The organism is Streptomyces flaveus (assembly GCF_014647675.1).
In the GTDB taxonomy this organism is placed as follows: domain Bacteria; phylum Actinomycetota; class Actinomycetes; order Streptomycetales; family Streptomycetaceae; genus Streptomyces; species Streptomyces flaveus.
This window is the reverse complement of record NZ_BMPQ01000015.1, coordinates 76,248-97,253: the sequence shown is the minus strand read 5'-3', so window position 1 is coordinate 97,253 and position 21,006 is coordinate 76,248. Positions and strand designations below refer to the sequence as shown.

Sequence of the window (21,006 nt, the reverse complement as noted above, 5' to 3'; positions counted from 1 at the left end):
GGCAGTTCAGCCCAACAGAAACCACCAGACTCCCACAGGATGTGTCATGCGACCCCGCACCGCCCGCACGCTCCTGACGTCCCTGACAGCGCTGCTCGCCCTGTTCCTGAGCCTGCTGGCAGCCCCGCCAAGTCCAGCACAATCCGGAGCACAGCCAGCCGGCAAAGCGGAGAGAGCCATGCAGAAGGCCAAGCCGAAGTACGCGGGCTATCTCTTCGCATACTTCACCGGTGAGGGCACGGCCGACGGCGAGCAGATCCGCTATGCCCTCAGCCGCGGCAACGACCCGCTGCACTGGCGGGAGCTGAACGCCGGAAAGCCGGTGCTCACCTCCACCATCGGCGAGAAGGGCCTGCGGGACCCGTTCGTGATCCGCGCCCCCGAGGGCGACAAGTTCTACATGATCGCGACCGATCTGCGCATGTACCAGAACAGCAGCGGCAGTTGGGACGACGTCCAGCGCCACGGCAGCAAGTCCATCATGGTCTGGGAGTCCACGGACCTGGTGAACTGGACCGACCAGCGCCTGGTGAAGGTCTCCCCCGACAACGCGGGCAACACCTGGGCTCCTGAGGCCTATTGGGACGAGAAGCTCGGCGAGTTCGTCGTCTTCTGGGCCTCGAAGCTGTACGCCGACGACGACCCGGACCACACCGGCTCGACGTACAACAAAATGATGTACGCGACCACGAAGGACTTCCGCACCTTCAGCGAGCCCAAGGTCTGGAACGACCCCGGCTACTCGGTCATCGACTCAACAGTCGTACAGCACAAGGGCACTTACTACCGCTACACCAAGGACGAGCGCGACCCGAACTCCTCCAGCCCCTGCGCGAAGTTCATCACCGGGGAGAAGTCGAGGACGCTGACCTCCACGAAGTACGACTTCGTCGCGGACTGCATCGGCAACGGGGCGATGGACCGCGGCGAGGGCCCGACGGTGTTCAAGTCCAACACCGAGGAGAAGTGGTACCTGTTCATCGACGAGTACGGCGGCCGGGGCTACCTCCCCTTCGAGACCACAGACCTCGACTCGGGCAAGTGGACCCCGTCGCAGGACTACCAGCTGCCCACCAGCCCGCGCCACGGCACGGTCATGCCGGTGACGCAGAAGGAGTACGACCGGCTGCTGGCCGCGTATCCCGCGAGTCCCACCTCGATCGTCGACGTGACGGCGAAGGACCAGGAGGGGTACGCGATCGTCACGGAGGGTTCTAACAAGGTCGTCCTGCCGATGGAGCCGGACGCCGATCTCAGGCGCCTCGCCCCGAAGCTGGCGGTCGGCGCGGGCGCCAAGGTCAGCCCGGCCTCGGGTACGCGCCGCGACTTCCGCAAGCCGCAGACGTACACCGTGACGGCGGCGGACGGGACGAGCCGCAAGTGGACGGTGGAGGCGGTGCCTACGCGCAGTCCTGTCCTGCCCGGCCTTTACGCGGACCCCGACGTCAAGTACATGAACGGCCGTTACTGGATCTACCCGACGACGGACGGCTTCCCCGGCTGGAGCGGGACCAAGTTCAAGGCCTTCTCATCGAAGGATCTGGTGCACTGGAAGGACCACGGCGAGATCCTCGACCTGGGTCCTGACGTGTCCTGGGCCGACAAGAACGCCTGGGCGCCGGCGATCGCGGAGCGCGACGGCAAGTACTACTTCTACTTCTGTGCTGAGCAGCAGATCGGCGTTGCGGTCGCGGACTCCCCCGCCGGCCCGTTCAAGGACGCGCTGGGCAAGCCGCTGGTCGCCAAGGGGGGCCAGTTCCAGGGCCAGATGATCGACCCCTCGGTCTTCACGGACGACGACGGGCAGTCGTATCTGTACTGGGGCAACGGGCGCGGCTACGTCGTCCCGCTGAACGACGACATGGTGTCGTTCGACACGACCAAGGTGCAGGACATCACCCCGGACAACTTCCGCGAGGGCGCCTTCGTGGTGAAGCGGAAGGGCACGTACTACTACATGTGGTCCGAGGACGACACGCGCAGCGAGAACTACCACGTCGCGTACGCCACCGGCCCGTCCCCGCTCGGCCCGTGGACCAAGAAGGGCACGATCCTGTCCAAGCGCCCGGAGTACGGCATCAAGGCCACCGGCCACCACTCGGTGGTGAACGCCCCCGGCACGGACGACTGGTACATGGTCTACCACCGCTTCGCGCTGAACGGCCCCGGCAAGTCGGGCGGCGACGGCACACACCGCGAGACGACGATCGACCGCATGGAGTTCGCGGCGGACGGCACGATCAAGCCGGTGGTACCGACGCTGGAGTCGATCAGGCCGGTACGCAGGTAACGGCGCCGCGCCCCTGAAAGGAGGCCGCAGGCCTTCCTTTCAGGGGCGCGGGGCTGTATCGATTTGCGGCTCCGCCGCGTGGGCGCGACCAGCCACGACGGACCCGCAGGTTCGAACATGCCTCACAGGACCTCGTCCAGCCATGCGTAGACCTCGTCCTGCATACGGTCGTTGAAGACGTGGCCCACCTCGGGCCACGTCTTCAACCGCAACCGCTCCTCGGCCCGGCAAGCGCGCCAAACGAGGCGCAGCTTGCCATAAGCCACCCGCACGCCCTCCGGGGGAAACAGCGTGTCCAAGCCGCCATTGAAGAACAGCATCGGCTTCGGGGCCGCGATGCTCGCCACATCCGGGATGTCGAGATGGCGGGCAAGCCCGGGGTGGAGCATGTGGAACGCGGACTGGCCACGCAGCGTGTTGTTGCCGGGCACCATCATCTCCTTGAGCCCGGTCATCCAGCACACGCTCACCCCGGCCGCGATGTCGTCGCTGAGCGCGGCGGTCTGCCAGGCCCGGTAGGCCCCCATGGAGAAGCCGAGGGCCGCGACGCGCCGCCGGTCCACGCGGTCGAGGCCGGCCAGGAAACGGGCGGCGCGTACGTCCTCGCGGGCCATGAGCCCGGCGGGGGACGAACCGAGGTTGTACAGGTTGCTTGCGAGCGCCTGCTGTTGCTCGTAGACGAGGGGGCCGCGGTCGCCCCAGCCGAGGGCGTCCACGGCGAGTACGACGTACCCGCGCCGGGCCAGCTCGTCGCCGACGAACCGCCCGCTGAAGCAGCGGTCCGCCCACTCCAGCGCGGACGGTAACCGGGCCTCGCCGTCGTACCAGGGCCTGACCAGCTTCTCCTTCCCGATGTCGAACTTCGAGCCGTGGTCGTGGAGGAGCAGCACAGCGGGGAAGGGGCCGGAGCCGTGCGGAGTGAGCAGGGCGCCGCGGACCCGGCCGTAACGGGTGAGGCCGAAGGTGACGAGTTCCCGCGTATACCCGTCGGCCTCGGCACGGTCGCCGAACTCGGGTGCGTACGCGGTGTCGTCGCGACCGGCGACAAGCAGTTCCTCGACCTTGGCGCGGGCGGTGCGGCGCCAGGCCCGGAAGTCACGGATCGGGGAGTTGCCCCAGGCGAGGGGAAAGCGGAGCTCGTCCTTGAGGGCAGGGTGGAAGTCGGGAAGGTTGCCTTCGACGATGCCTCCTGCCACGCCTGTCCCCGCTGAGCCCGCGATCACCGCTGCACCGGCCGGTGGTTCGGCGGCGATCGCAGGCCCGGACATACCGGTACCGGACTGTGCGGCCCACAGCGCGGCGCCCGCTCCCGCGACGAAGGCCCGCCTCCCGACCGGAGCCCGGTCAGCGTCGCCGCGCATAGGGCCTCCAGTCCCCGAGATACGTCTCACGGGTGTGCAACCCGGCTTCAACAACGGTCAGTTGAGGCCGGTTCTCCGGAACAAGGATCTTGGCGCCGGGTCCCGTGTTGCGGTACTCGGCGAACCGCTGGTCCTGCCAGGGGAAGCCGGAGGACATGTTGGTGTACGGCACGGCCGCGTCGATGCCCGGGCCCATCCAGGTGTCGCGGACCACGAGGGCAGGCCGGGCCGTGGTGTCGGAACTCGGCACCCAGGGCCGGGCCAGCTTGTACGCCCCGTCCTCCGCGCCGCTGGTGATACGGCACTTCACGGCCAGGTAGCCGTACGGGTTGGCACCGGCCGTGGACGGCGCGAACACCATGCCCTTGGGCGTGAAGTCGACGTCCCGGTCCAGCGTGTGGAAGCGGCAGTGCTCGTACACGGCGGTGGCCCGACCGAAGACGAAGTCGACGTCACCCTCGGCGTAGCAGTGCGCGAAGTACTGGCGGGCGAAGAGCGAGAGGTTCAGCGAGTCCGCGTACAGCGTGTCCTGGTGGCCCAGGAACCGGCAGTGGAAGAACGCCGAGCGGTCGCCCATCACCTTGACGGCGACCGCCTGTGTCCCGGTGATCTCCGGGTGGTCCGCGCGCAGCCAGTCATTGGCGAAGGTGATCCAGCGGGCGGTGAGGTCAGCCGCTTGCAGGGTGGTGGTGGCGGAGCCCGAAGTGCCGTACGTACCGGAGCCGTCGGGCTTCATCGTGCCCGCCGCGTTGTCATAGACGATCACGACGTCACGGGGGTTCTCGCTGGCTCCGACAAGCGTGAGCCCGGCACTGACCGCGGGGATCTTGACGATCTCCCGGTACGTTCCCGGGGCGATGACCAGCGTGTATCCGGCACCGGAGGCGGCGTCCACGGCGGCCTGGACGGTGGTGAAGTCCCCGGCTCCGCCCGGGTGGACGTACAGGGTCCGCTCGGTCAGCCGTGCTGCCGGCGACCCGAAGCGCCCGAACGGGGACCGCCCACGCGCCTGGGCGGTCCCGTCGAGCCCCAGCGCGAGCACGGCCCCGACGCTCGCGACGCCGAACGACCGCCTGCTGAGTGATGTCGGCATGCTCATCGTCAGCGGACCTTTCCGGCACCAGCGCCGCGGCCGACGATCCCCGGCACGGCCTTCGGAGAGTCGACCTTCTTGCGCAGCGTCGGCGTCCAGCCGGTGCCCCGCTGCAACGTCTCCTCGGGGATCTCCGCGTTGTGCACGGCGATCAGGTCCGTCAGCTTCCCGTTGACGTAGTTCTTCTCGGCGGTCAGCGGGGACTCGTTCCACTTCTTCAGCGCCTTGCCGACACTGGTGCCGGGCGGCAGCGAGAGCGCGTTGTGGCTGGCGTACAGCTGCGAGTTGATGCCGACACCGAAGACGTAGTAGTCGTCCTTCTGGTCCTCGTTCACCACGTAGTGGTTGTTGTAGACGTCGACCTGTCCGAACCGCACACGCGGAGAGCGCTGGAGGATCCCGTCGAAGCGGTTGTGGTGCATGGTGACCTTGAGCTTGCCGGCGTCGATGGCGGCGAGGCCGTCGCCGTTTCCGATCAGCATGTTCTTGTCGTGGTCCTGGAAGCGGTTCCAGGACACGGTCACGTAGTTGGAGCCGCGCACGATGTCCGTCAGCCCGTCGTGCTGCTGGAAGACCTTGCCGAAGTAGACCGGCCGCTCGCTGTCGGGGTAGCGCCCGTCGGTGAACGTGTTGTGGTCGAGCCACACGTGGTCGGTGCCGTAGACGACCACGGCGTCGTACTCGGAGTTCCAGTTGCCGGTCTTGTTGTCGTCGGTCGGGTCCCACTTCGGGAAGCAGTCGAGCGGGGCCTCGATGGTGAGGTTGCGCATGATGACGTTCGAGACGCCCTTGATCTGGAGGCTGCCGCCGAGGATGCCGGAGTTCTTGCCGACGCCGACGATGGTGGTGTTGCTGGGGATGTTGGCCTTGATCTCCGAGTCCTGCTTGGCGGCGGACGCGACCCGCGCGTCCTCCTGCGGACCGCTGGCGACCTCGTCGTTGCCCCAGACGGCCGGGTCGTAGTCCTTGAGGTACTGCTGGAGGTCGTAGCCGCCGGTGACGAAGGCCTCGCAGCCCTCGGAGACGGCGTCGATCATGCCGTTGACCTTGATGATCTTGGGCGCGTCACCACCGGCTTTCAGCGCAGCCTTGAACTCGGCCCAGGTGGTGACGGTGTAGACGTGCGCGGCATCGGCGGCGGATCCACCGGTGGTGCCGACACCCTCCGAGCCCCACCCGTCGCCGGCGGCGAGGGTCTCGCGACCGAGGTCGCGGGGCTTGGCCTGGGCGGTGGGGCCGGTAAGGGTGAGAACGAGGGCGGTACAGCCGACGACAGCGGTAATGGCATGGGCATGCCAGTTGCGGGTGCGCATGAGTACGGGTTCCTTCCAAAGTGCGGGTATGGGGGCGCCCCTTCAGGGGCGCGGGGCTGTATCGATTTGCGGCTCCGCCGCGATGGGGGTCCCCCCGCTCGAGCGCAGCCGAGAGTGGGGGAGCGACCAGCCACAACGGGCCCGCAGTCGCGACACGGCTGTCACCCACCACCCCCTGGCGGGGGCCTGGGGCGCAGCCTCTACACGTTGGGCCACGTAATCCAAGACTCCGGAATCTCATCGTCCAAGCGACGAGCGTCCCGCGGCGCCAGCACCCGGCGGTGCAGCAACTCCCCCGCGATCAGCCGGGCCACGGCAATCGCACCCGGAGGGTTGAAGTGCGTGTTGTCCTGCTCGGAAGCGGTCCAGTTGAAGTACTTCTTCGTCTCCTCGACGCCGAGCTTCTGCCACAGCGCCAGCGACAACGCCTCGGTGTCGAGCAGAGCGACGCCCTCCTGGGCGCCGAAAGCCCGCATCGACGCCGGATAGTCGCCGTGCGTGCGCACGGTGTTCCCGTCGGCGTCGAACTTCCTGCGCTCCACGGAGGTGGCGAGCACGGGCCGGGCACCACGGGCCCGCGCCCCGTCGACGTACTGACGGAGGTAGTCCTGGTACGTCGTCCAGGGCTCGGTGTACCGCGCGGGGTCGGCGGTCTTCGAGTCGTTGTGACCGAACTGCACGAGAAGGAGGTCTCCGGGCCGGATCGCCCCGAGGATGACGTCAAGGCGCCCCTCGTCGACGAAACTCTTCGAACTCCGGCCGTTCACCGCGTGATTGGCGACCTGTAGGTCACGGCGCAGAAAGAACGGGAGGGCCATACCCCACCCGGTCTCGGGCGCGGCGTCGGCGTACTTCTGAGCGGCGGTGGAGTCACCGGCGATGAAGAGGGTCCGCCTGGCACCACGTTTTGGCGTAGCGGCGACGGCGGGCCCGCTCGCGGCGACGGCGAGCGGAACGGCGGCAAGAGCAGCCGTACTGACCTGTCTACGGGTGAGCGACACGACGGTGTGCCTTTCTCAACAGGCGTGCGGGACAGGAACGTTCAGCGGTGCCTTTCAAACGAGGGAGGACCCCCGCGCCCCGAAGGAGGCCGCAGGCCTCTTAGGGGCGCGGGGAACTGCGCGACAAGCCACAATGGACCCGCAGCTTCAAACCGGCCTCGCAGCGGAGCGTCTAGCCCTTCTGCTCGTTCCACTCCGCCTGCGCCTCATTGAGCTGCTTGGCGAACGTGTCCAGGAAGTCCTTGGCGCTCGTGTCCCCGTTCATCACCTTCTGGAACGCGGGCTCGTTGTCGGCCTTGCTGAGGTTGTTCCAGTCCGGCAGGTAGTACGGCAGCTGAACGATGGTCGTGGAACCGTCACTGAGCGCGTCGGCCGCGAGCTTGGTCGGCTCGGCCTCGGAGACCCACGCGTCCTTCGCGGCATCGGTGTTGGCCGGCACCTGCCCCGCCGACTGGTTGAACTTGGAGTTCTCCGCGTGCGAGGTGGCGAACTCGATGAACTTCCAGGCGGCTTCCTTGTTCTTGGAGCTCTTGAACAGGCCGAGGCCGTCGACCGGGTTGGAGACCTGGACCCGCTTGCCGCCGGGACCGATCGGCTGCGGGATGCCCCGGAACTTCTCGACGCCGAAGGCCTTCACGTGGTCCTGGTAGGAACCCAGGTTGTGGTTCAGCATGCCGATGGTTCCGGAGTCGAACTGGGAGACCATCTTGGTGAAGTCGTTGTTGAGGTCTGCGGCCGGAGTGACTTTCTTGTAGAGGCCGACGTACTTCTCCAGCGCCTCCACGTTCTTCGGGTCGTTGACCGTGGTCTTCTCGCCGCTGGAGTCCCAGAAGGACGTGATGCCGGACTGCCCGTACATCGCGTCCAGCGCCTGGGCGATGGACCCGGCGCCACCGCGGATGGTGTAGCCGAACTCGTTCTTGCCCTTGTTGGTGAGCTTCTCCGCGGCCTCGTAGAACTTGTCCCAGGTGCTCGGCTCGTCCAGGCCCGCCTTCTCGAACAGGTCGGTCCGGTAGTAGAGGACACCGTTGTTGGCGGAGGTCGGGATCGAGTACAGCTTGTCGTCGTCGCCGCCGGCGGACTTCAGCGACTTGACCATGTCCTCGTTGAGCTTGCCGTTGAGGGAGGACTTGCCGAGGCGGTCGTCCAGCGGCTCCAGCGCGTTCTGGGCGGCGAAACCGGCGAGCATCGCCGCGCCGGCGCCGCCGACGTCCGGCAGGCCGCCGCCCTGGAGGGAGGTGTCGACCTTGGACTGGTACTCGGTGGCGGCGACCCCGACGTACTCGACCTTGATGTCCGGGTTGGCCTTCTCGAAGTCGGCGATGATCTCCTTCCAGATGTCGGTGCGGACACCGCCGTTGTTGTCCCAGAAGACGATCTCGCCCTTGCCGCTGCCCTCTTCACCCTTGTCGCCCGCTGCCCCGCTGCCGTCGTCACCGCAGGCGGTGGCGGTCAGCGCGAGCACGGCGCTCAGGGCGACGACGGCGGCCGAACGGCGCCCGCCTGTGCTGCTCCGGTGAATGCTGATCTTCATTGGTCGGCTCTCTTCTTCTTCTGGATCCAGCGAGGGTTGCAGTGACGTTGTGGGGGTCTGTGGGCACACGGCTCGGTGACCGTGAGCATCGGGTTCAGCTGGTGGCCTTTCACGTACCGGCCCTTCAGGTGCCGATCCGTGCTTGTGGTCCGGAGAACTTCTTCACGAGTGCGGGCACGGCGGCGGCCGGGTGGAGCTCGTACTTGTAGAAGGCCCGCGGCTCGAAGGCCGCGCCCCACGCCTCATGCCGCCCGCTGGTGTTCTTCAGGATCGATCCGCGCTGCACCAACTCGGCGGTGGTGTCGGCCTGGTAGGGGTGCTGGACGTCCTTGTAGTAGCTGTTCTCGATGACCATCTTGGTTTGTCCGCGCGACCAGTTGCCGTACGTCCACACCGGGTCGCCCGGATCGGCCTGCGCGGTCAGGTAGTTGTTGTAGAGGTGTGCGTAGGCGCAGTTGTCGGCGGACGGGTTGCGCTGCTTCGTACCGCTGAACAGGTTGTGGTCGATGGTGATCTGCGTCTTGACGTTCGTCGTCCAGCCGATGCCGATGGTCTTGTTGTTGTTCTCGAAGCGGTTGTAGGAGACGGTGACGTACTCGCTGTCCTTGCGGACGTCGAGTTGGCCGTCGCAGATCCGCGAGAAGCGGTTGTGGTCGATCCAGACGTGGTGGACGGTGTCCATCTGGATACCGTCGAAGTCGGTGTCCTTGCAGTCCCAGTTGCCCTCGACGTACGAGTCGCGGATCGTCAGGTTGCGGATGATCACGTTGTGGGTGCCGGGCTTGAGGTTCAGCTCGCCCTGGACCAGCTCCCCCGCAGTGCCCACGCCGATGATGGTCTTGTCCGAGGCGACGACGACGTTCGCGCCGAACGGCTCGGCCTTGATCGTCCCGGCGACCCGGATGACGTACGGCTCCTCGGCCGCCGCGTACCGCTCCAGGTCGGCCTGGGTGGTCACGGTGACGACCTTGCCGCCGGCGCCTCCCGTCGTACCGCCGTCGAGGGAGGCGAAACCGTGCGCCTTGTCGGTCCAGCGAGGCGCTGCCGTGCCACTGGTCGCCGCATCGGTCCCGGCTTCGGTCACCGCATCGGTCGCGGCTTCGGCCGGGGCGAAGGCTCCCAGCCCCAGCGAGGCCACCAGGGCGGCGACCGTGACCAGGGCCTTGCCCAGGCCCGGTCTCGACCCCGGTTCCGGGCCCGGCAAGCGCTTGCTACGGAGGTGCGTCATTGCGGCTCCCAACAGGCGTACACGTGAAGTGAGTTCAGGAAGTCGGTCGTGCGGTGATGCGGAACTGCGTGAAGGTGGCCGCGCCGGCGTGTCCCCCGCCGGTCGGCGCGAGTGCGAACAGGCCGAGCAGGGCGCCGACCCAGCGCCAGGGCGTGGCGGTGAAGACCGGCCCGGAGGGCTGCCACCCCTCCCCCACGTCGCAGAAGAAGCGGCAGCGCGCCCCCTCGCCGATCTCGATCCGCAGCCGCGCCCGTCCCTCGGGGGCGAGCCTCGGATGCGCGGCATCGCGCTCCCTCTCGGCGACGGACTCGGCGAACCGGTGCACGAGATGCACCATCCCGTCGGCGCCCCGCTGGAGCCCGATCCAGCTGAACGCGTCGCCGAGGACGGCGAGTCCGGCCCGGGCGCCGGGCGCCTCGCCGGACAGGGCGAGTTCGACCTCGACGGTGGCAGGGGTCCCGGGCAGGCGCTGCGTAAGTACGTTCGGCAGCTTGCGCAGATCGTGCGCGTCCGCCGTCCGTACGCAGGTCAGCCGGAGCCCGTCGCCCGCGTGCCAAGTCGCCCAGCCGTCCTGCGGGTTGGCGGTCCACTGCCACTGGCGCCCGAAGCGTCCGCCGGGGAAGTCGTCGTCGGTGGTCGGCGCGGATGGTGGCTGAGGCGGCAGGTCGGGCTTCTTGTGTACGTCGACGGGGGCGCCCTCGGCACCCAGTACGGGCCAGCCGTCTGCACCCCAGCGCATCGGCTGGAGGTGGACGACCCTCCCGTACGCGCCCTTCTCCTGGAAGTGGACGAACCAGTCCTCACCGGAGGGGGTGCGCACCCAGCCGCCCTGGTGGGGGCCGTTGACGTCGGTGTCGCCCTGCTCCAGCACGATCCGCTCCTCGTACGGCCCGAAGAGGCCGCGTGAGCGGAAGGCGCCCTGCCAGCCGGTCGCCACTCCCCCGGCGGGGGCGAAGATCCAGAACCAGCCGTCGTGCCGGTACAGCTTCGGCCCTTCGAGGGTGAACCAGCCGGGGATGCGGTCGCCTTCGACGATCACCTTGCCCTCGTCGAGCAGCCCGGTGGCGTCGGGCCGCATGCGATGGCCGGTGAGCCGGTTCTTGATGCCGGAGCGGGACTTGGCCCAGGCGTGCACGAGGTATGCGTCGCCGGTCTCGTCGTCCCACAGGGGGCACGCGTCGATGAGTCCCTTGCCCTCCTTCAGCAGGTGGGGGCGGGTCCAGGGGCCGCGTATCTCGGGGGCGTTGATCTGGTAGATGCCGTGGTCGGGGTCGCCCCAGAAGATCCAGAACCGGTCGTCGTGATGCCGTAAGGACGGCGCCCACACTCCGCAGTCGTGCCGGGGAGTCCTGAACTCCTTTGCCGGTTCGAGGAGTTGGAGGGCGTGTCCGACGAGCGTCCAGTTGACCAGGTCGCGGGAGTGCAGCAGCGGCAGGCCGGGGGCGCGGCCGAAGCTGGAGGCGGTCATGTAGTAGTCGTCGCCGACACGGATCAGGTCGGGGTCGGACCAGTCGGCGTTCAGGACCGGGTTGCGGTAGGTCCCGTCGCCGAGGTCGGCGGTGAAGGCGGGTGCGCTCTGGCTGCTCATGGGCTCACCGCCTTGCGGACGAGGGCGGCCGTCTCGCCCCGGTCGAGGCGGCCGTCGGCGATGACGGTGACGATCCGGCGTACGACGGTGTCGCCTGCCGGGATGTGCAGGCGCTCGTCGTGGGCGAGGGACGAGCCGACGCCCGGGTACTCGGCGGTGCGCACGAACCACGGGTCGCGGCGGGTCTGTTCGGTGGCGCCGGCGAACACCAGGGTCCAGGTGGCGCCGGCGAGGGCGAGCCAGTCGGCGCGCCTGCCGTGCACCGCGTCCTCGCCCTCGGTGTCGTGGGTGAACACGGCGGGCGCCTCGGCCTCCTTGCGGGCGCGCCAGAAGAAGCCGCCGTATGCCGCGCCGGGGCGTCCGTTCGTGGCCGGGCTGCCGATCGACAGGGGCCCGTCCGTGGTGTTGGTGAGGGAGAAGGTGAAGTCCAACGCCCAGGCGGTGTCGGTGAGTTCGGTGGCCGCGACGGTACGCCGCTCACGCAGCAGCTCGCCGCCCGCGGCCATCCAGCGCAGTTCCTCCACGAAGCCGTCCGGGTCACTCAGCTGGAATCCCGCGTGCCGTTGGGCGCCGTGGTTGTCGAGCTCGGTGGGGCCCTGGTCGCGGACGAAGGTGCGTCCGCCCCAGAAGTTGTGCCCCTCGACGTCGGGAACGGCGACACCGACGCCGAGGTGGTGTACGTGGTCGGCCGGGCTCAGCTCGGTGACGGCCGTGCCCGCCAGGGTGGTGACCGGGTGCAGATACGGACGCGGCGAGAGCTTCGGCGGCAGTTCGGGCCGGGTGACGTAACGGCCGACGGGACGGCCCGCGATACGCAGGACCAGGGAGTCGTCTCTCATGTGCTCACCTCGTTCGGGAGCGCCCAGGAGGCGCCCAGCTCGGAGTAGAGACTGAGGGTGTCGGCGGCGGCCCTGACAAGCGCGTCGATGCCGCGGACGACCCGGCGGTTCTCCTCGGGCAGCAGATACCAGTCGTCCTCGGCGAGTGCGACGGGATCCGGTGCCTGCCGAATCGCTTCGACGACCCGCATGAACGCGCCCGTCGACTCGGGCGCGACCAGCAGCTCGGCCCGGCCTTCGAGGTGCTCGACCAGGTTCTCCAGCAGATCGGTCCTGCCGTACTCGATCTCCTCGGGGCCACGCCCGGACCGCTGGAGGAGGACCCGGTCCTGCTTGTACCAGAAGGTGATCCGGCCGCTGGTGCCGTGCACGAGGACATACGGCTCGTCGGGCCGTTCGGCGCACAGGGTCGCGGCGACGGTGACCCGTCGGCCTACCGCGGTGGTGACGCGTACGCACGAGGTGTCGTCGGACTCGATGGCGTTGGCGCGCAGCAGTTCGGCCTCGATGGCGGTGATGTCCTCGGCGCGGGTGGCGCCGTCGAGCGCGAGGGCGGTGGCGACGGCGTGCGCGAGGGGGTTGGTCAGCGCACCGTCGACGACGTCGGCGCCGTTCAGCGTGCGGCGTCCCGCCCAGGGCGCGCGGCGGTAGTACTCCTCGGCGCGCGCCCAGGCACCGGCCGCCCCGATCCCGGTCACCTCGCCGATCGCGCCCTCGGCGACCAGCTCCCGGATCGCGGGCACGGCGCCCGAGCCGAGCGACTGGAACCCGATCTGGCACACCACCCCGGCCGCCGCGACCCCGTCGGCCATCCGGCGGAACTCGGCGTACGACGGCGCGGGCGGCTTCTCAAGCAGCAGGTGTACGCCCTTGCCGGCGGCGATCAGTGCCAGGTCGGTATGGGTGTGGATCGGCGTGCAGATCACGGCGATCGCGGCACCGGTGGAGTCCAGCAGCGCCCCGAAGTCGGCGGACTGCTCCGGCAGTTGACCCGCGGCGGCGAAGGAGTCCAGCTCCTCCTCGCTGAGCGGCGTCAGCTCGCAGATCCCGGCGAGGCGTACGAGGCCCTTGTCCTGGAGGCGGCGGATGTTCTTCAGATGCCAGCTTCCGTGGCCGCGCGCGCCCGCGAGGACGATCGGTACGGGTGTGGTCATCGGCGCAGGTGTGGTCATGGGATCCTCCCCGCTCCCGCGCCGCGCGCCTGGGTGGCCAACAGCCCGCAGGTGAGGGCGACTTGGAGGAGGCGGTGCCCTCTTCTCGTGTGCGGCGGCAAGATGCGTACTGCTCTCATCCCTTCACCGCCCCGGCGCTGAAGCCCGTGATCAGCCACTTCTGGATGAAGGCGAAGACGATCACGACTGGCACGGCCGCGATGATGCCGCCCGCGGCGAGTGCGCCCAGGTCGACGCTGTCGGCGCTCATCAGGCTGTTGAGTCCGACGGGGATCGTCTGCTTGTCCTGGTTGCTGAGGAACATCAGGGCGAACAGGAAGTGGTTCCAGGAGTGCACGAAGGCGAAGGAGCCGACGGCGATCAACCCGGGCCGCAGCAGCGGCAGGACGACGACCCGGAAGCCGGTGAAGCGGGTGCAGCCGTCGACCCAGGCGGCCTCTTCGAGGGAGTACGGGACGTTCCGGATGAAGCCGCTGATCAGGATCATCGACAGCGGCAGCTGGAAGACGGTCTCGGCGATGATGACGCTGCCGAGCGAGTTGATCATCTGGAGCTCGGCGAAGATCTGGAACAGCGGAACCAGGAGCAGCGCGCCGGGCACGAACTGGGAGCACAGCAGCGCCAGCATGAAGGCGCGCTTGATCTTGAAGTTGAAGCGGGCGAGGGCGTAACCGCCGGCGAGGGCGACGAGCGTGGTCATCACCAGGGTGGCGATGCCTACGTAGACGCTGTTCTCGAAGTAGGTCCCGAAGCTGCGCTCCGTCCACACCTTCTCGAAGTGCTCGAAGGTCATGGGCCAGGGCACGAGCGAGGTCGAGCCGGGCTCGCGCAGGGCGAACAGGAGGATCCAGTAGAAGGGGACGAGCGTGAAGACCAGGTAGATGCCGAGGGGGAAGTAGATCTGCCAGCGCGGGACTTCGTCCCAGGCGCGGCGACGCTTGGCCGGGCGCTGCGGTGCGGGGGCCTCGTCCTTGGGAGCGGGCGCCGTCATGGTGGCCTCTGTGGTGCTCACTTGTCGTCACCTCCGAACTTGCTCAGCCGCAGATAGACCATCGAGAAGAAGAGCAGGATCACGAATGCCACCGTGGTCAGGGCCGATGCGTAGCCGAAGTTGTGTGCGTCGACGCTGGTGTTGGCGATGTAGAGCGGGAGTGTCGTCGTCTCGCCGGCGGGTCCGCCGCCGGTGAGGGTGTAGAGCAGGTCGACGTTGTTGAACTCCCACACCGCGCGCAGCAGCGTGGACAGGATGATGGCGTCCTTCAGGTGCGGCAGCGTGATGTGAAGGAACTGCTTGAAGCGGCTGGCCCCGTCGACCTCGGCGGCCTCGTACAGGTCCTTCGAGACGGACTGGAGGTCGGCGAGGATGAGGATCGCGAAGAAGGGGACGCCGCGCCAGAGATCGGCGACCACCGCCGCCGGGAAGACGGTCGATGTGTCGGACAGCCAGCTCGTGCCGTACTCCCCGATCCCCATGTCGGCGAGATAACGGGTGATGCCTGTCTGGGAGTTGTAGAGCAGCACCCAGATCGCGGAGGTGAGCACCCCGGAGACGGCCCACGGCGAGAACACCATGGCACGGCCGAGCGACCGCCCCACGAAGGTCTGGTTGACGATCAGCGCGAGCGCCAGACCGAACAGCAGTTGCAGCCCGACCTCGACGACGACCCATTTGGCGCTGAAGATCAGCGTGTCCCAGAACAGCGGGTCCTCGGTGAAGGCGTACACGAAGTTCTCGAAGCCCGCGTAGCCGTTCCGCCAGGGCTTGGTGGGGTTGTAGTCCTGCAGGCTGTAGTAGAAGACGCTCAGCACCGGGTAGGCGATGAAGCCCAGCATCAGCAGTCCCGCCGGGGCGATCAGCAGATACGGGAGCCTGCGTGGCGTGGCTGAGCCGCGGCGCCGCCGGGGTGGCGCGGGCTTTTTCGCCACGGCTGCGGCTTGGGCCATGACTGTTCTCCGTTCTCGGGGGTGCGGGTGGTGCTGTGCGCGCTCGCTCGTGCTGTGCGCTTGGTGCGCTGTGCTCGTGCGCTTGGTGCCCTGTGCTGGTGCGCCTGGTGCGCCTGGTGCGCTGTGCTTGTGTGGTTCGCTCAGCCCGCGTACGGGTCCGGCACCTTGCCCGGCTTGGCCAGGAAGGCGAAGTCGCAGCCGGTGTCGGCCTGGGTGATCTGTTCGTTGTAGAGCGCTCCGTAGCCGCGCTCGTACCGCTCGGGCGGCGACGTCCAGGCCGCCCTGCGTTGCTCCAACTCCTCGTCGGCCACGTTGAGTTGAAGGGTTCGCGCTTCGACGTCGAGGGTGATGGTGTCCCCGGTCCGTACGAGGGCGAGCGGTCCGCCGATGTACGACTCCGGCGCCACGTGCAGCACACACGCGCCGTAACTGGTGCCGCTCATCCGGGCGTCGGAGATCCGCACCATGTCCCGTACGCCCTGCTTCAGCAGGTGGTCGGGGATGGGCAGCATGCCGTACTCGGGCATGCCCGGGCCGCCCTTGGGACCGGAGTTGCGCAGCACCAGCACGCTGTCGGCGGTGATGCCCAACTCCGGGTCGTTGATGGTGCGCTGCATGGTCTTGTAGTCGTCGAAGACGACTGCCGGACCGGTGTGCTTGAGCAGGTGCGGCTCGGCGGCGATGTGCTTGATGACGGCGCCGTCGGGGCAGAGGTTGCCGCGCAGCACCGCGACCCCGCCCTCGTCCGCGACCGGGTTGTGGCGCGGGCGGATCACGTCGTCGTTGTGCACCTGAGCCGATGTGAGCTGCTCGCGCATGCTGTCGTGGGACACCGTCGGCCGGTCCAGGTGCAGCAGATCGGTGATCCGCGACAGGAAGCCGGGCAGCCCGCCCGCGAAGTGGAAGTCCTCCATCAGGTACGTCCGGCCGCCGGGCCGTACGTTCGCCAGCACCGGCACCGTACGGGCGATCCGGTCGAAGTCGTCCAGCGTGAGCCGTACGCCGGCCCGCCCTGCCATGGCGATCAGATGGATGACGGCGTTCGTGGAGCCACCGAGCCCCAGGACGGTCGTCACGGCGTCGTCGAAGGCCTCCTGGGTGAGGAGGTCGGACAACTTCCGGTTCTTGCGGACGAGTTCGACGATCCTCAGGCCACTGGCGGCGGCCATCCGGTCGTGCCCGGAGTCGACGGCGGGGATGCTGGACGCGCCCGGCACGGTGACGCCGAGGGCCTCGGCGGCCGCGGTCAGCGTCGACGCCGTGCCCATGGTCATGCAGTGGCCGGGCGAGCGGGCGAGGCCGCTCTCCAGTTCGGTCATCTCGCAGTCGCCGATGAGTCCGGCGCGCTTGTCGTCCCAGTACTTCCACATGTCGGTACCGGAGCCCAGGACCTCGTTGCGCCAGTGACCCGGCAGCATCGGCCCGGCGGGCACGAAGACGGCCGGCAGATCGACGGACGCGGCGCCCATGAGCAGCGCGGGCGTGGACTTGTCGCAGCCGCCCATCAGCACTGCACCGTCCACCGGATACGACCGCAGCAGCTCCTCGGTCTCCATCGCGAGCATGTTGCGGTAGAGCATCGGGGTCGGCTTCTGGAAGGTCTCGGAGAGGGTGGAGACCGGGAATTCGAGGGGGAAGCCGCCGGCCTGCCACACTCCGCGCTTGACCGCCTGTGCGCGGTCCCGGAGGTGAACGTGGCAGGGGTTGATGTCGGACCACGTGTTGAGGATCGCGATGACCGGCTTGCCCAGGTGCTCCTCGGGGAGGTAGCCGAGCTGGCGGGTGCGGGCCCGGTGGCTGAAGGACCGCAGGCCTTCGGTCCCGTACCACTGGTGGCTGCGCAACTCCCTTGCGCCGTCGGCGGTTTCGTCCGGGCCTGCTGCTGGGCTTCTGTCTGGGCTTCTGTCGGTCATATGGACCACCCCGCCGCGATGGCGGCGACTTCGGCGCGTTCGGCCTCGGGCAGCAGGCGGCTCGGCGGCCGGACCTCGCGACGGCACAGGCCCAGCGAGGCGAGGGCCTCCTTGACCACCGTCACGTTGTTGGCGGAGCCGTTGGCCGCGCGCAGTTCCTCGAACCGGCGGATCTGCTCCCACACCTTCATGGCTGCCGCGTAGTCGCCCGATCGAAGCGCTTCGATCATGTTCAGCGAAACGGACGGGGCGACGTTCACAAGCCCCGAGGTGAAGCCGGTCGCGCCCGCCGAGAAGTACGAGGGCGCGTACGGCTCGGCGAGCCCCGCCACCCAGACGAAGCGCTCCAGCCCCGCGTCCCGCGCGAAGGCGGCGAAGCGGGCCGCGTCCGGCACGGCGTACTTCACGCCGATGACGTTCGGGCAGTCGTCGGCCAGTTCGGCGAGCCGGGCGCCGAGGAGCTGCGCGTTGCGGATGTACGGGACGACGCCCAGCTCGGGGACGGCTTCGGCGATCGCCCGGTGGTAGTCGACCCAGCCGCCCTGCGCGACGTACGGATGCACCGGCTGATGGACCATCACCATCTGTGCCCCGCAGTCACGGGCGTGCCGCGCGGAGGCGACGGCGGTCGGCACGTCGTGCCCGACCCCGACCAGGACGACGGCCCGCTCGCCCGCCTCGTCGATGGTCAACTCCGTGACCAGGCGACGCTCTTGGGGGCTCAGTGCGTAGAACTCGCCGGTGTTGCCGTTCGGCGTGAGGATGCGTACGCCGCCCTCGGTCAGGCGGCGCAGCAGGGCGCGGTGGCTGTCCTGGTCGACGGTGCCGTCCTCGGCGAACGGAGTCACCGGGATCGCCACCACATCGGCCAGCGCCGCCCGCTCCGTCTCGAACGTCGCGCTGCTCACTTCTGCTCCCCCTCTCCCTGGGCCTCGGGGAAGGCCCGGTGCACGAACGACGCGATGTGCGAGTGCAGGGCGCGTGCCGCGCCGTCCGAGTCGCCGTCGAGGGCGAGCCGCAGGATCTCCCGGTGCTCGCCGGCCTCCCGCTCCCAGGAGGGGTTGGCGGCCCAGGCGACCGCGGAGACCAGGGCCGCTTGGTCGCGCACCTCGTCGAGCATCCGGCCGAGCAGCGGATTGCCGCAGGGGACGTACAGGGCGCGATGGAACTCCCGGTTGGCCAGGGAGCGTTGGGCGGTGTCGGTGGCGGCGTCCGCGCGTTCCAGCGCGTCGCGCGCCGTGTCGAGGGAGGCGCCGCGCTGCACGGAGCGGCGCAGGGCCTCCGGCTCGAGGAGCAGCCGCACGTCGTACACCTCGCGCGCCATGTCCGCGTCCACCATGCGCACCGTGACGCCCTTGTACTGGTTCATCACGACGAGCCCCGTGCCGGCCAGGGTCTTCAGCGCCTCCCGCACCGGGGTCTTGGACACCCCGAACTGCGCGGCCAGCTCCGTCTCGACCAGGGCCTGACCGGGCGTCAACTGCCCAGTGAGGATGCGGTGTTTGATCCCCTCCAGCACATATTGCGTGCGGGACGGGATCGGCGTGGGCACAGAGGTCATGCGCGCCTCTCGGATCTCATCGATCACTTCACGTGTCGGATCACGGGACCGGATACGCATATCTCACGTATCTGATCTCGCGTATCGCGTCTCATATATGACGTACGAAGTACGACGCGTTGAAGGTAGGAGCGCGGTGATGTTTCGTCAACGCTTCTGACAGAAGTTGTTTGTGTTGACGCTCAAGAGATATCGGGGGCGGGGTCGGCCCGGGGGCGCGGAACCTTTCGTTCGGAGGGTGCGGAACCTTTCGTTCAGGCCCTTGCGGTGCAGGTCGGAGGCTCAGGCCCGTCGTGCAGGCTCCTGCCGTCCAGCTCGGACGTTCAAGCCCTTGCCGTCCAACTCGGATCGCGGCCGCTCAGGCCGATCGTCCGGTCAAGGAGAGAGGCCTCGTCCGGTACGGGCACCGGCGGGCCGAAGATTTCGGAGCCGTCGGGGTCCTCGGCCGCGGGGGCGAGGAAGCTGTGGGACGTCTGGAGGGCCGCCGTGTCGGGGGTGTAGTGCTGGCCGGTGGCTCGGGCCAGGTCCCAGCCGTGGATGACGAGTTCGTTGGTGGCGACGAGGCCCGCGACCTCGCCGGGGAGGTCGACGCCGCCCGCCCGGGTCTCGCCGGTCCAGGCGGCCGGGTCGCGCCAGGCCTCGGCCAGTTCGGCGAGGAGCTTGGGAAGTTCGGCGCGCCAGTCGGGTGTGACGTCCGGCAGGGAGGAGCCGGGGTCCGTGTCCGTCGTCGGTCCCAGGTCCTTTCGGCCGGCGTCCCGGAAGGCCCGGGCCAGACCGACCAGGTGGCCCAGAAGATTGCGTACGGCGTACTCCGGACAGGGCGTCGGAGCGCCCAGCTGCTCCTCACCCACGCCCTCCGCGAGACGCGCCACGATCAGGGCCTGCGGCCCCAGGTCAAGGGTTGTCGATGTCGCACCAGTCATGCTCGGCTCCTCTTCTGGTCACCGGTCACGGGATCGTCGGGTCGTAGTCCGTCTTGCAGCCCCGCCATGTAGACCGTCGGCCGTACGAAAAGTCATCGCACCCGCTCCCGAGATCATGCTCAGGAAGCTGGTCAGGCCTTCGAGCTGCCGCGATGCTCGGGATATCCGGGACGCTCGGTGTCCGGGACCGCGAAGGGGAGCCACGCCATGAAGGCGATCGTTCAGGATGCGTACGGATCGGCAGACCTCCTGGAGCTGCGCGACATCGACCGCCCTGTACCCGGCGACGACGAAGTGCTGGTCGAAGTGCGCGCCGCCGGTGTCGGCCCCGAGGTGTGGCACCTCATGACGGGCCGGCCCTATGTGGCCCGCGTCGCCCTGGGACTCCGTAAGCCCAAGAATCCCGTACGGGGCTGGGACGGCGCCGGACGGGTCGAAGCGGTCGGTGCGAAGGTGACCGACTTCAAGCCGGGCGACGAGGTCTTCGGCAACTGCGAGGGCTCGTTCGCCGAATACGCGTGCGCGAAGGCGGAAAAGCTGGCCCACAAGCCCGCGAACCTCACCTTCGAGCAGGCCGCCGCCCTCCCCGTCTCGGGCATGACCGCCCTCCAGGCCCTGAGCGGCAAGTCCCGCCCGCAGCCCGGCCAGCGAGTCCTGGTCATCGGCGCCTCCGGCGGCGTGGGAACGTACGCCGTCCAGCTCGCCACCATGTACGGCGCCGAGGTCACCGGCGTCTGCGGCCCCGCGGCCGCGGACTTCGTCCGCTCCCAGGGCGCCACCCACGTCATCGACTACACCCGCGAGGACATCACCGACGGCCCCCACCGCTACGACATCATCATCGACAACGCGGGCCTCCGCCCCCTGCCCGTCCTCCGCCGCGCCCTCACCCCACGCGGCACCCTCGTCATCGTCGGCGGCGAGGGCGGCACCGGCTTCTTCGGCGGCATGAGCCGCGGCCTCCGCGCCGTCCTGATCTCCCCCTTCATCCCCCAGAACCTCCGCAACCTCATCTCCATCGCCACCCGCGAAGACCTCCTGACCCTGAAGGACCTCGCCGAGAAGGGCAAGATCACTCCGGCAATCGACCGCACGTATCCGCTTTCCGAGGCGGCTGCTGCCATCCGGCATCTGGAGACGGGGCATCCCCGGGGCAAGCTGGTCGTCACCGTCTGACGACAAGCCCTCAAAGCGACCACCATCGCGGCCGCCGCAGGAACGAGGCGTCCGGAGCCACCGCTGCCGG

General features: G+C 68.7%; 16 protein-coding genes and 1 pseudogene. 2 read left to right on the top strand and 15 right to left on the bottom strand.

The genetic code is table 11. From position 1 onward, the window contains the following. The first annotated feature begins 46 nt into the window (after positions 1-46). Positions 47-2,290 carry a glycoside hydrolase family 43 protein gene (locus tag IEZ21_RS26895; protein WP_189324466.1) on the top strand — a complete coding sequence of 748 codons (2,244 nt, stop codon included), beginning with the start codon at positions 47-49 and terminating at the stop codon, positions 2,288-2,290. A gap of 122 nt (positions 2,291-2,412) precedes the next feature. Here the strand turns inward: IEZ21_RS26895 and IEZ21_RS26890 are convergent, their stop codons facing one another. From IEZ21_RS26890 to IEZ21_RS26820, 15 genes and pseudogenes are all read right to left on the bottom strand, one after another. After that, positions 2,413-3,651 carry a dienelactone hydrolase family protein gene (locus tag IEZ21_RS26890; protein ID WP_189324465.1) on the bottom strand — a complete coding sequence of 413 codons (1,239 nt, stop codon included), beginning with the start codon at positions 3,649-3,651 and terminating at the stop codon, positions 2,413-2,415. Continuing rightward, a complete protein-coding gene (locus tag IEZ21_RS26885; protein WP_189324551.1) occupies positions 3,635-4,744 on the bottom strand; it encodes a pectinesterase family protein in 1,110 nt (369 codons plus the stop codon). Before IEZ21_RS26885 ends, IEZ21_RS26890 begins: the two co-directional genes overlap by 17 nt. Positions 4,745-4,752: 8 nt before the next feature. After that, on the bottom strand, positions 4,753-6,057 hold the full coding sequence (locus tag IEZ21_RS26880) for a pectate lyase family protein (RefSeq protein ID WP_189324464.1): 1,305 nt from the start codon (positions 6,055-6,057) through the stop codon (positions 4,753-4,755). Positions 6,058-6,257: 200 nt separating this feature from the next. Next, positions 6,258-7,058 (bottom strand): rhamnogalacturonan acetylesterase, encoded by an 801-nt coding sequence (locus IEZ21_RS26875; protein WP_189324463.1) that lies wholly within the window; start codon positions 7,056-7,058, stop codon positions 6,258-6,260. 172 nt (positions 7,059-7,230) lie between these two features. After that, positions 7,231-8,592 (bottom strand): ABC transporter substrate-binding protein, encoded by a 1,362-nt coding sequence (locus IEZ21_RS26870; protein WP_189324462.1) that lies wholly within the window; start codon positions 8,590-8,592, stop codon positions 7,231-7,233. Between the two features lie 127 nt (positions 8,593-8,719). Next, a pseudogene (locus IEZ21_RS26865) lies at positions 8,720-9,820 on the bottom strand (pectate lyase family protein); the annotation flags it as partial. A 34-nt stretch (positions 9,821-9,854) separates the two neighbouring features. Next, positions 9,855-11,408, bottom strand: a complete 1,554-nt coding sequence (locus IEZ21_RS26860) for a glycoside hydrolase family 43 protein (protein ID WP_189324460.1) — start codon at positions 11,406-11,408, stop codon at positions 9,855-9,857. After that, positions 11,405-12,247 carry a DUF6807 domain-containing protein gene (locus IEZ21_RS26855; RefSeq protein WP_189324459.1) on the bottom strand — a complete coding sequence of 281 codons (843 nt, stop codon included), beginning with the start codon at positions 12,245-12,247 and terminating at the stop codon, positions 11,405-11,407. Before IEZ21_RS26855 ends, IEZ21_RS26860 begins: the two co-directional genes overlap by 4 nt. Continuing rightward, positions 12,244-13,419 carry a Gfo/Idh/MocA family protein gene (locus IEZ21_RS26850; RefSeq protein ID WP_189324458.1) on the bottom strand — a complete coding sequence of 392 codons (1,176 nt, stop codon included), beginning with the start codon at positions 13,417-13,419 and terminating at the stop codon, positions 12,244-12,246. The genes IEZ21_RS26855 and IEZ21_RS26850 overlap by 4 nt, the downstream gene beginning before the upstream one ends. Before the next feature lie 115 nt (positions 13,420-13,534). After that, positions 13,535-14,431: a carbohydrate ABC transporter permease gene (locus tag IEZ21_RS26845; protein WP_373302306.1), complete on the bottom strand. Its 897-nt coding sequence runs from the start codon at positions 14,429-14,431 to the stop codon at positions 13,535-13,537. Beyond that, positions 14,428-15,363 (bottom strand): carbohydrate ABC transporter permease, encoded by a 936-nt coding sequence (locus tag IEZ21_RS26840; RefSeq protein WP_189324457.1) that lies wholly within the window; start codon positions 15,361-15,363, stop codon positions 14,428-14,430. Before IEZ21_RS26840 ends, IEZ21_RS26845 begins: the two co-directional genes overlap by 4 nt. A 140-nt stretch (positions 15,364-15,503) precedes the next feature. After that, positions 15,504-17,276, bottom strand: coding sequence for an L-arabinonate dehydratase (gene araD, locus IEZ21_RS26835; protein WP_246568171.1), 1,773 nt, complete (start codon positions 17,274-17,276; stop codon positions 15,504-15,506). Further along, positions 17,273-18,184 (bottom strand): dihydrodipicolinate synthase family protein, encoded by a 912-nt coding sequence (locus IEZ21_RS26830; protein ID WP_189324456.1) that lies wholly within the window; start codon positions 18,182-18,184, stop codon positions 17,273-17,275. The genes araD and IEZ21_RS26830 overlap by 4 nt, the downstream gene beginning before the upstream one ends. Beyond that, positions 18,181-18,837, bottom strand: coding sequence for a GntR family transcriptional regulator (locus IEZ21_RS26825; RefSeq protein ID WP_033318109.1), 657 nt, complete (start codon positions 18,835-18,837; stop codon positions 18,181-18,183). The genes IEZ21_RS26830 and IEZ21_RS26825 overlap by 4 nt, the downstream gene beginning before the upstream one ends. Positions 18,838-19,160: 323 nt before the next feature. Next, positions 19,161-19,760 carry a TIGR03086 family metal-binding protein gene (locus IEZ21_RS26820; protein WP_189324455.1) on the bottom strand — a complete coding sequence of 200 codons (600 nt, stop codon included), beginning with the start codon at positions 19,758-19,760 and terminating at the stop codon, positions 19,161-19,163. A 207-nt stretch (positions 19,761-19,967) separates the two neighbouring features. Between IEZ21_RS26820 and IEZ21_RS26815 the strand changes: the two genes are divergently transcribed. Continuing rightward, positions 19,968-20,936, top strand: coding sequence for an NAD(P)-dependent alcohol dehydrogenase (locus IEZ21_RS26815; protein ID WP_189324454.1), 969 nt, complete (start codon positions 19,968-19,970; stop codon positions 20,934-20,936). The last annotated feature ends 70 nt before the right edge of the window (positions 20,937-21,006 follow it).

What these genes read in the sequence shown, in the direction of transcription:
- IEZ21_RS26895 (WP_189324466.1), top strand. Translation starts at nt 47, where the DNA reads ATGCGACCCCGCACCGCCCGCACGCTCCTGACGTCCCTGACAGCGCTG.
- IEZ21_RS26890 (WP_189324465.1), bottom strand. Translation starts at nt 3,651, where the DNA reads ATGCGCGGCGACGCTGACCGGGCTCCGGTCGGGAGGCGGGCCTTCGTC.
- IEZ21_RS26885 (WP_189324551.1), bottom strand. Translation starts at nt 4,744, where the DNA reads ATGCCGACATCACTCAGCAGGCGGTCGTTCGGCGTCGCGAGCGTCGGG.
- IEZ21_RS26880 (WP_189324464.1), bottom strand. Translation starts at nt 6,057, where the DNA reads ATGCGCACCCGCAACTGGCATGCCCATGCCATTACCGCTGTCGTCGGC.
- IEZ21_RS26870 (WP_189324462.1), bottom strand. Translation starts at nt 8,592, where the DNA reads ATGAAGATCAGCATTCACCGGAGCAGCACAGGCGGGCGCCGTTCGGCC.
- IEZ21_RS26860 (WP_189324460.1), bottom strand. Translation starts at nt 11,408, where the DNA reads ATGAGCAGCCAGAGCGCACCCGCCTTCACCGCCGACCTCGGCGACGGG.
- IEZ21_RS26855 (WP_189324459.1), bottom strand. Translation starts at nt 12,247, where the DNA reads ATGAGAGACGACTCCCTGGTCCTGCGTATCGCGGGCCGTCCCGTCGGC.
- IEZ21_RS26850 (WP_189324458.1), bottom strand. Translation starts at nt 13,419, where the DNA reads ATGACCACACCTGCGCCGATGACCACACCCGTACCGATCGTCCTCGCG.
- IEZ21_RS26840 (WP_189324457.1), bottom strand. Translation starts at nt 15,363, where the DNA reads ATGGCCCAAGCCGCAGCCGTGGCGAAAAAGCCCGCGCCACCCCGGCGG.
- araD (WP_246568171.1), bottom strand. Translation starts at nt 17,276, where the DNA reads ATGACCGACAGAAGCCCAGACAGAAGCCCAGCAGCAGGCCCGGACGAA.
- IEZ21_RS26825 (WP_033318109.1), bottom strand. Translation starts at nt 18,837, where the DNA reads ATGACCTCTGTGCCCACGCCGATCCCGTCCCGCACGCAATATGTGCTG.
- IEZ21_RS26820 (WP_189324455.1), bottom strand. Translation starts at nt 19,760, where the DNA reads ATGACTGGTGCGACATCGACAACCCTTGACCTGGGGCCGCAGGCCCTG.
- IEZ21_RS26815 (WP_189324454.1), top strand. Translation starts at nt 19,968, where the DNA reads ATGAAGGCGATCGTTCAGGATGCGTACGGATCGGCAGACCTCCTGGAG.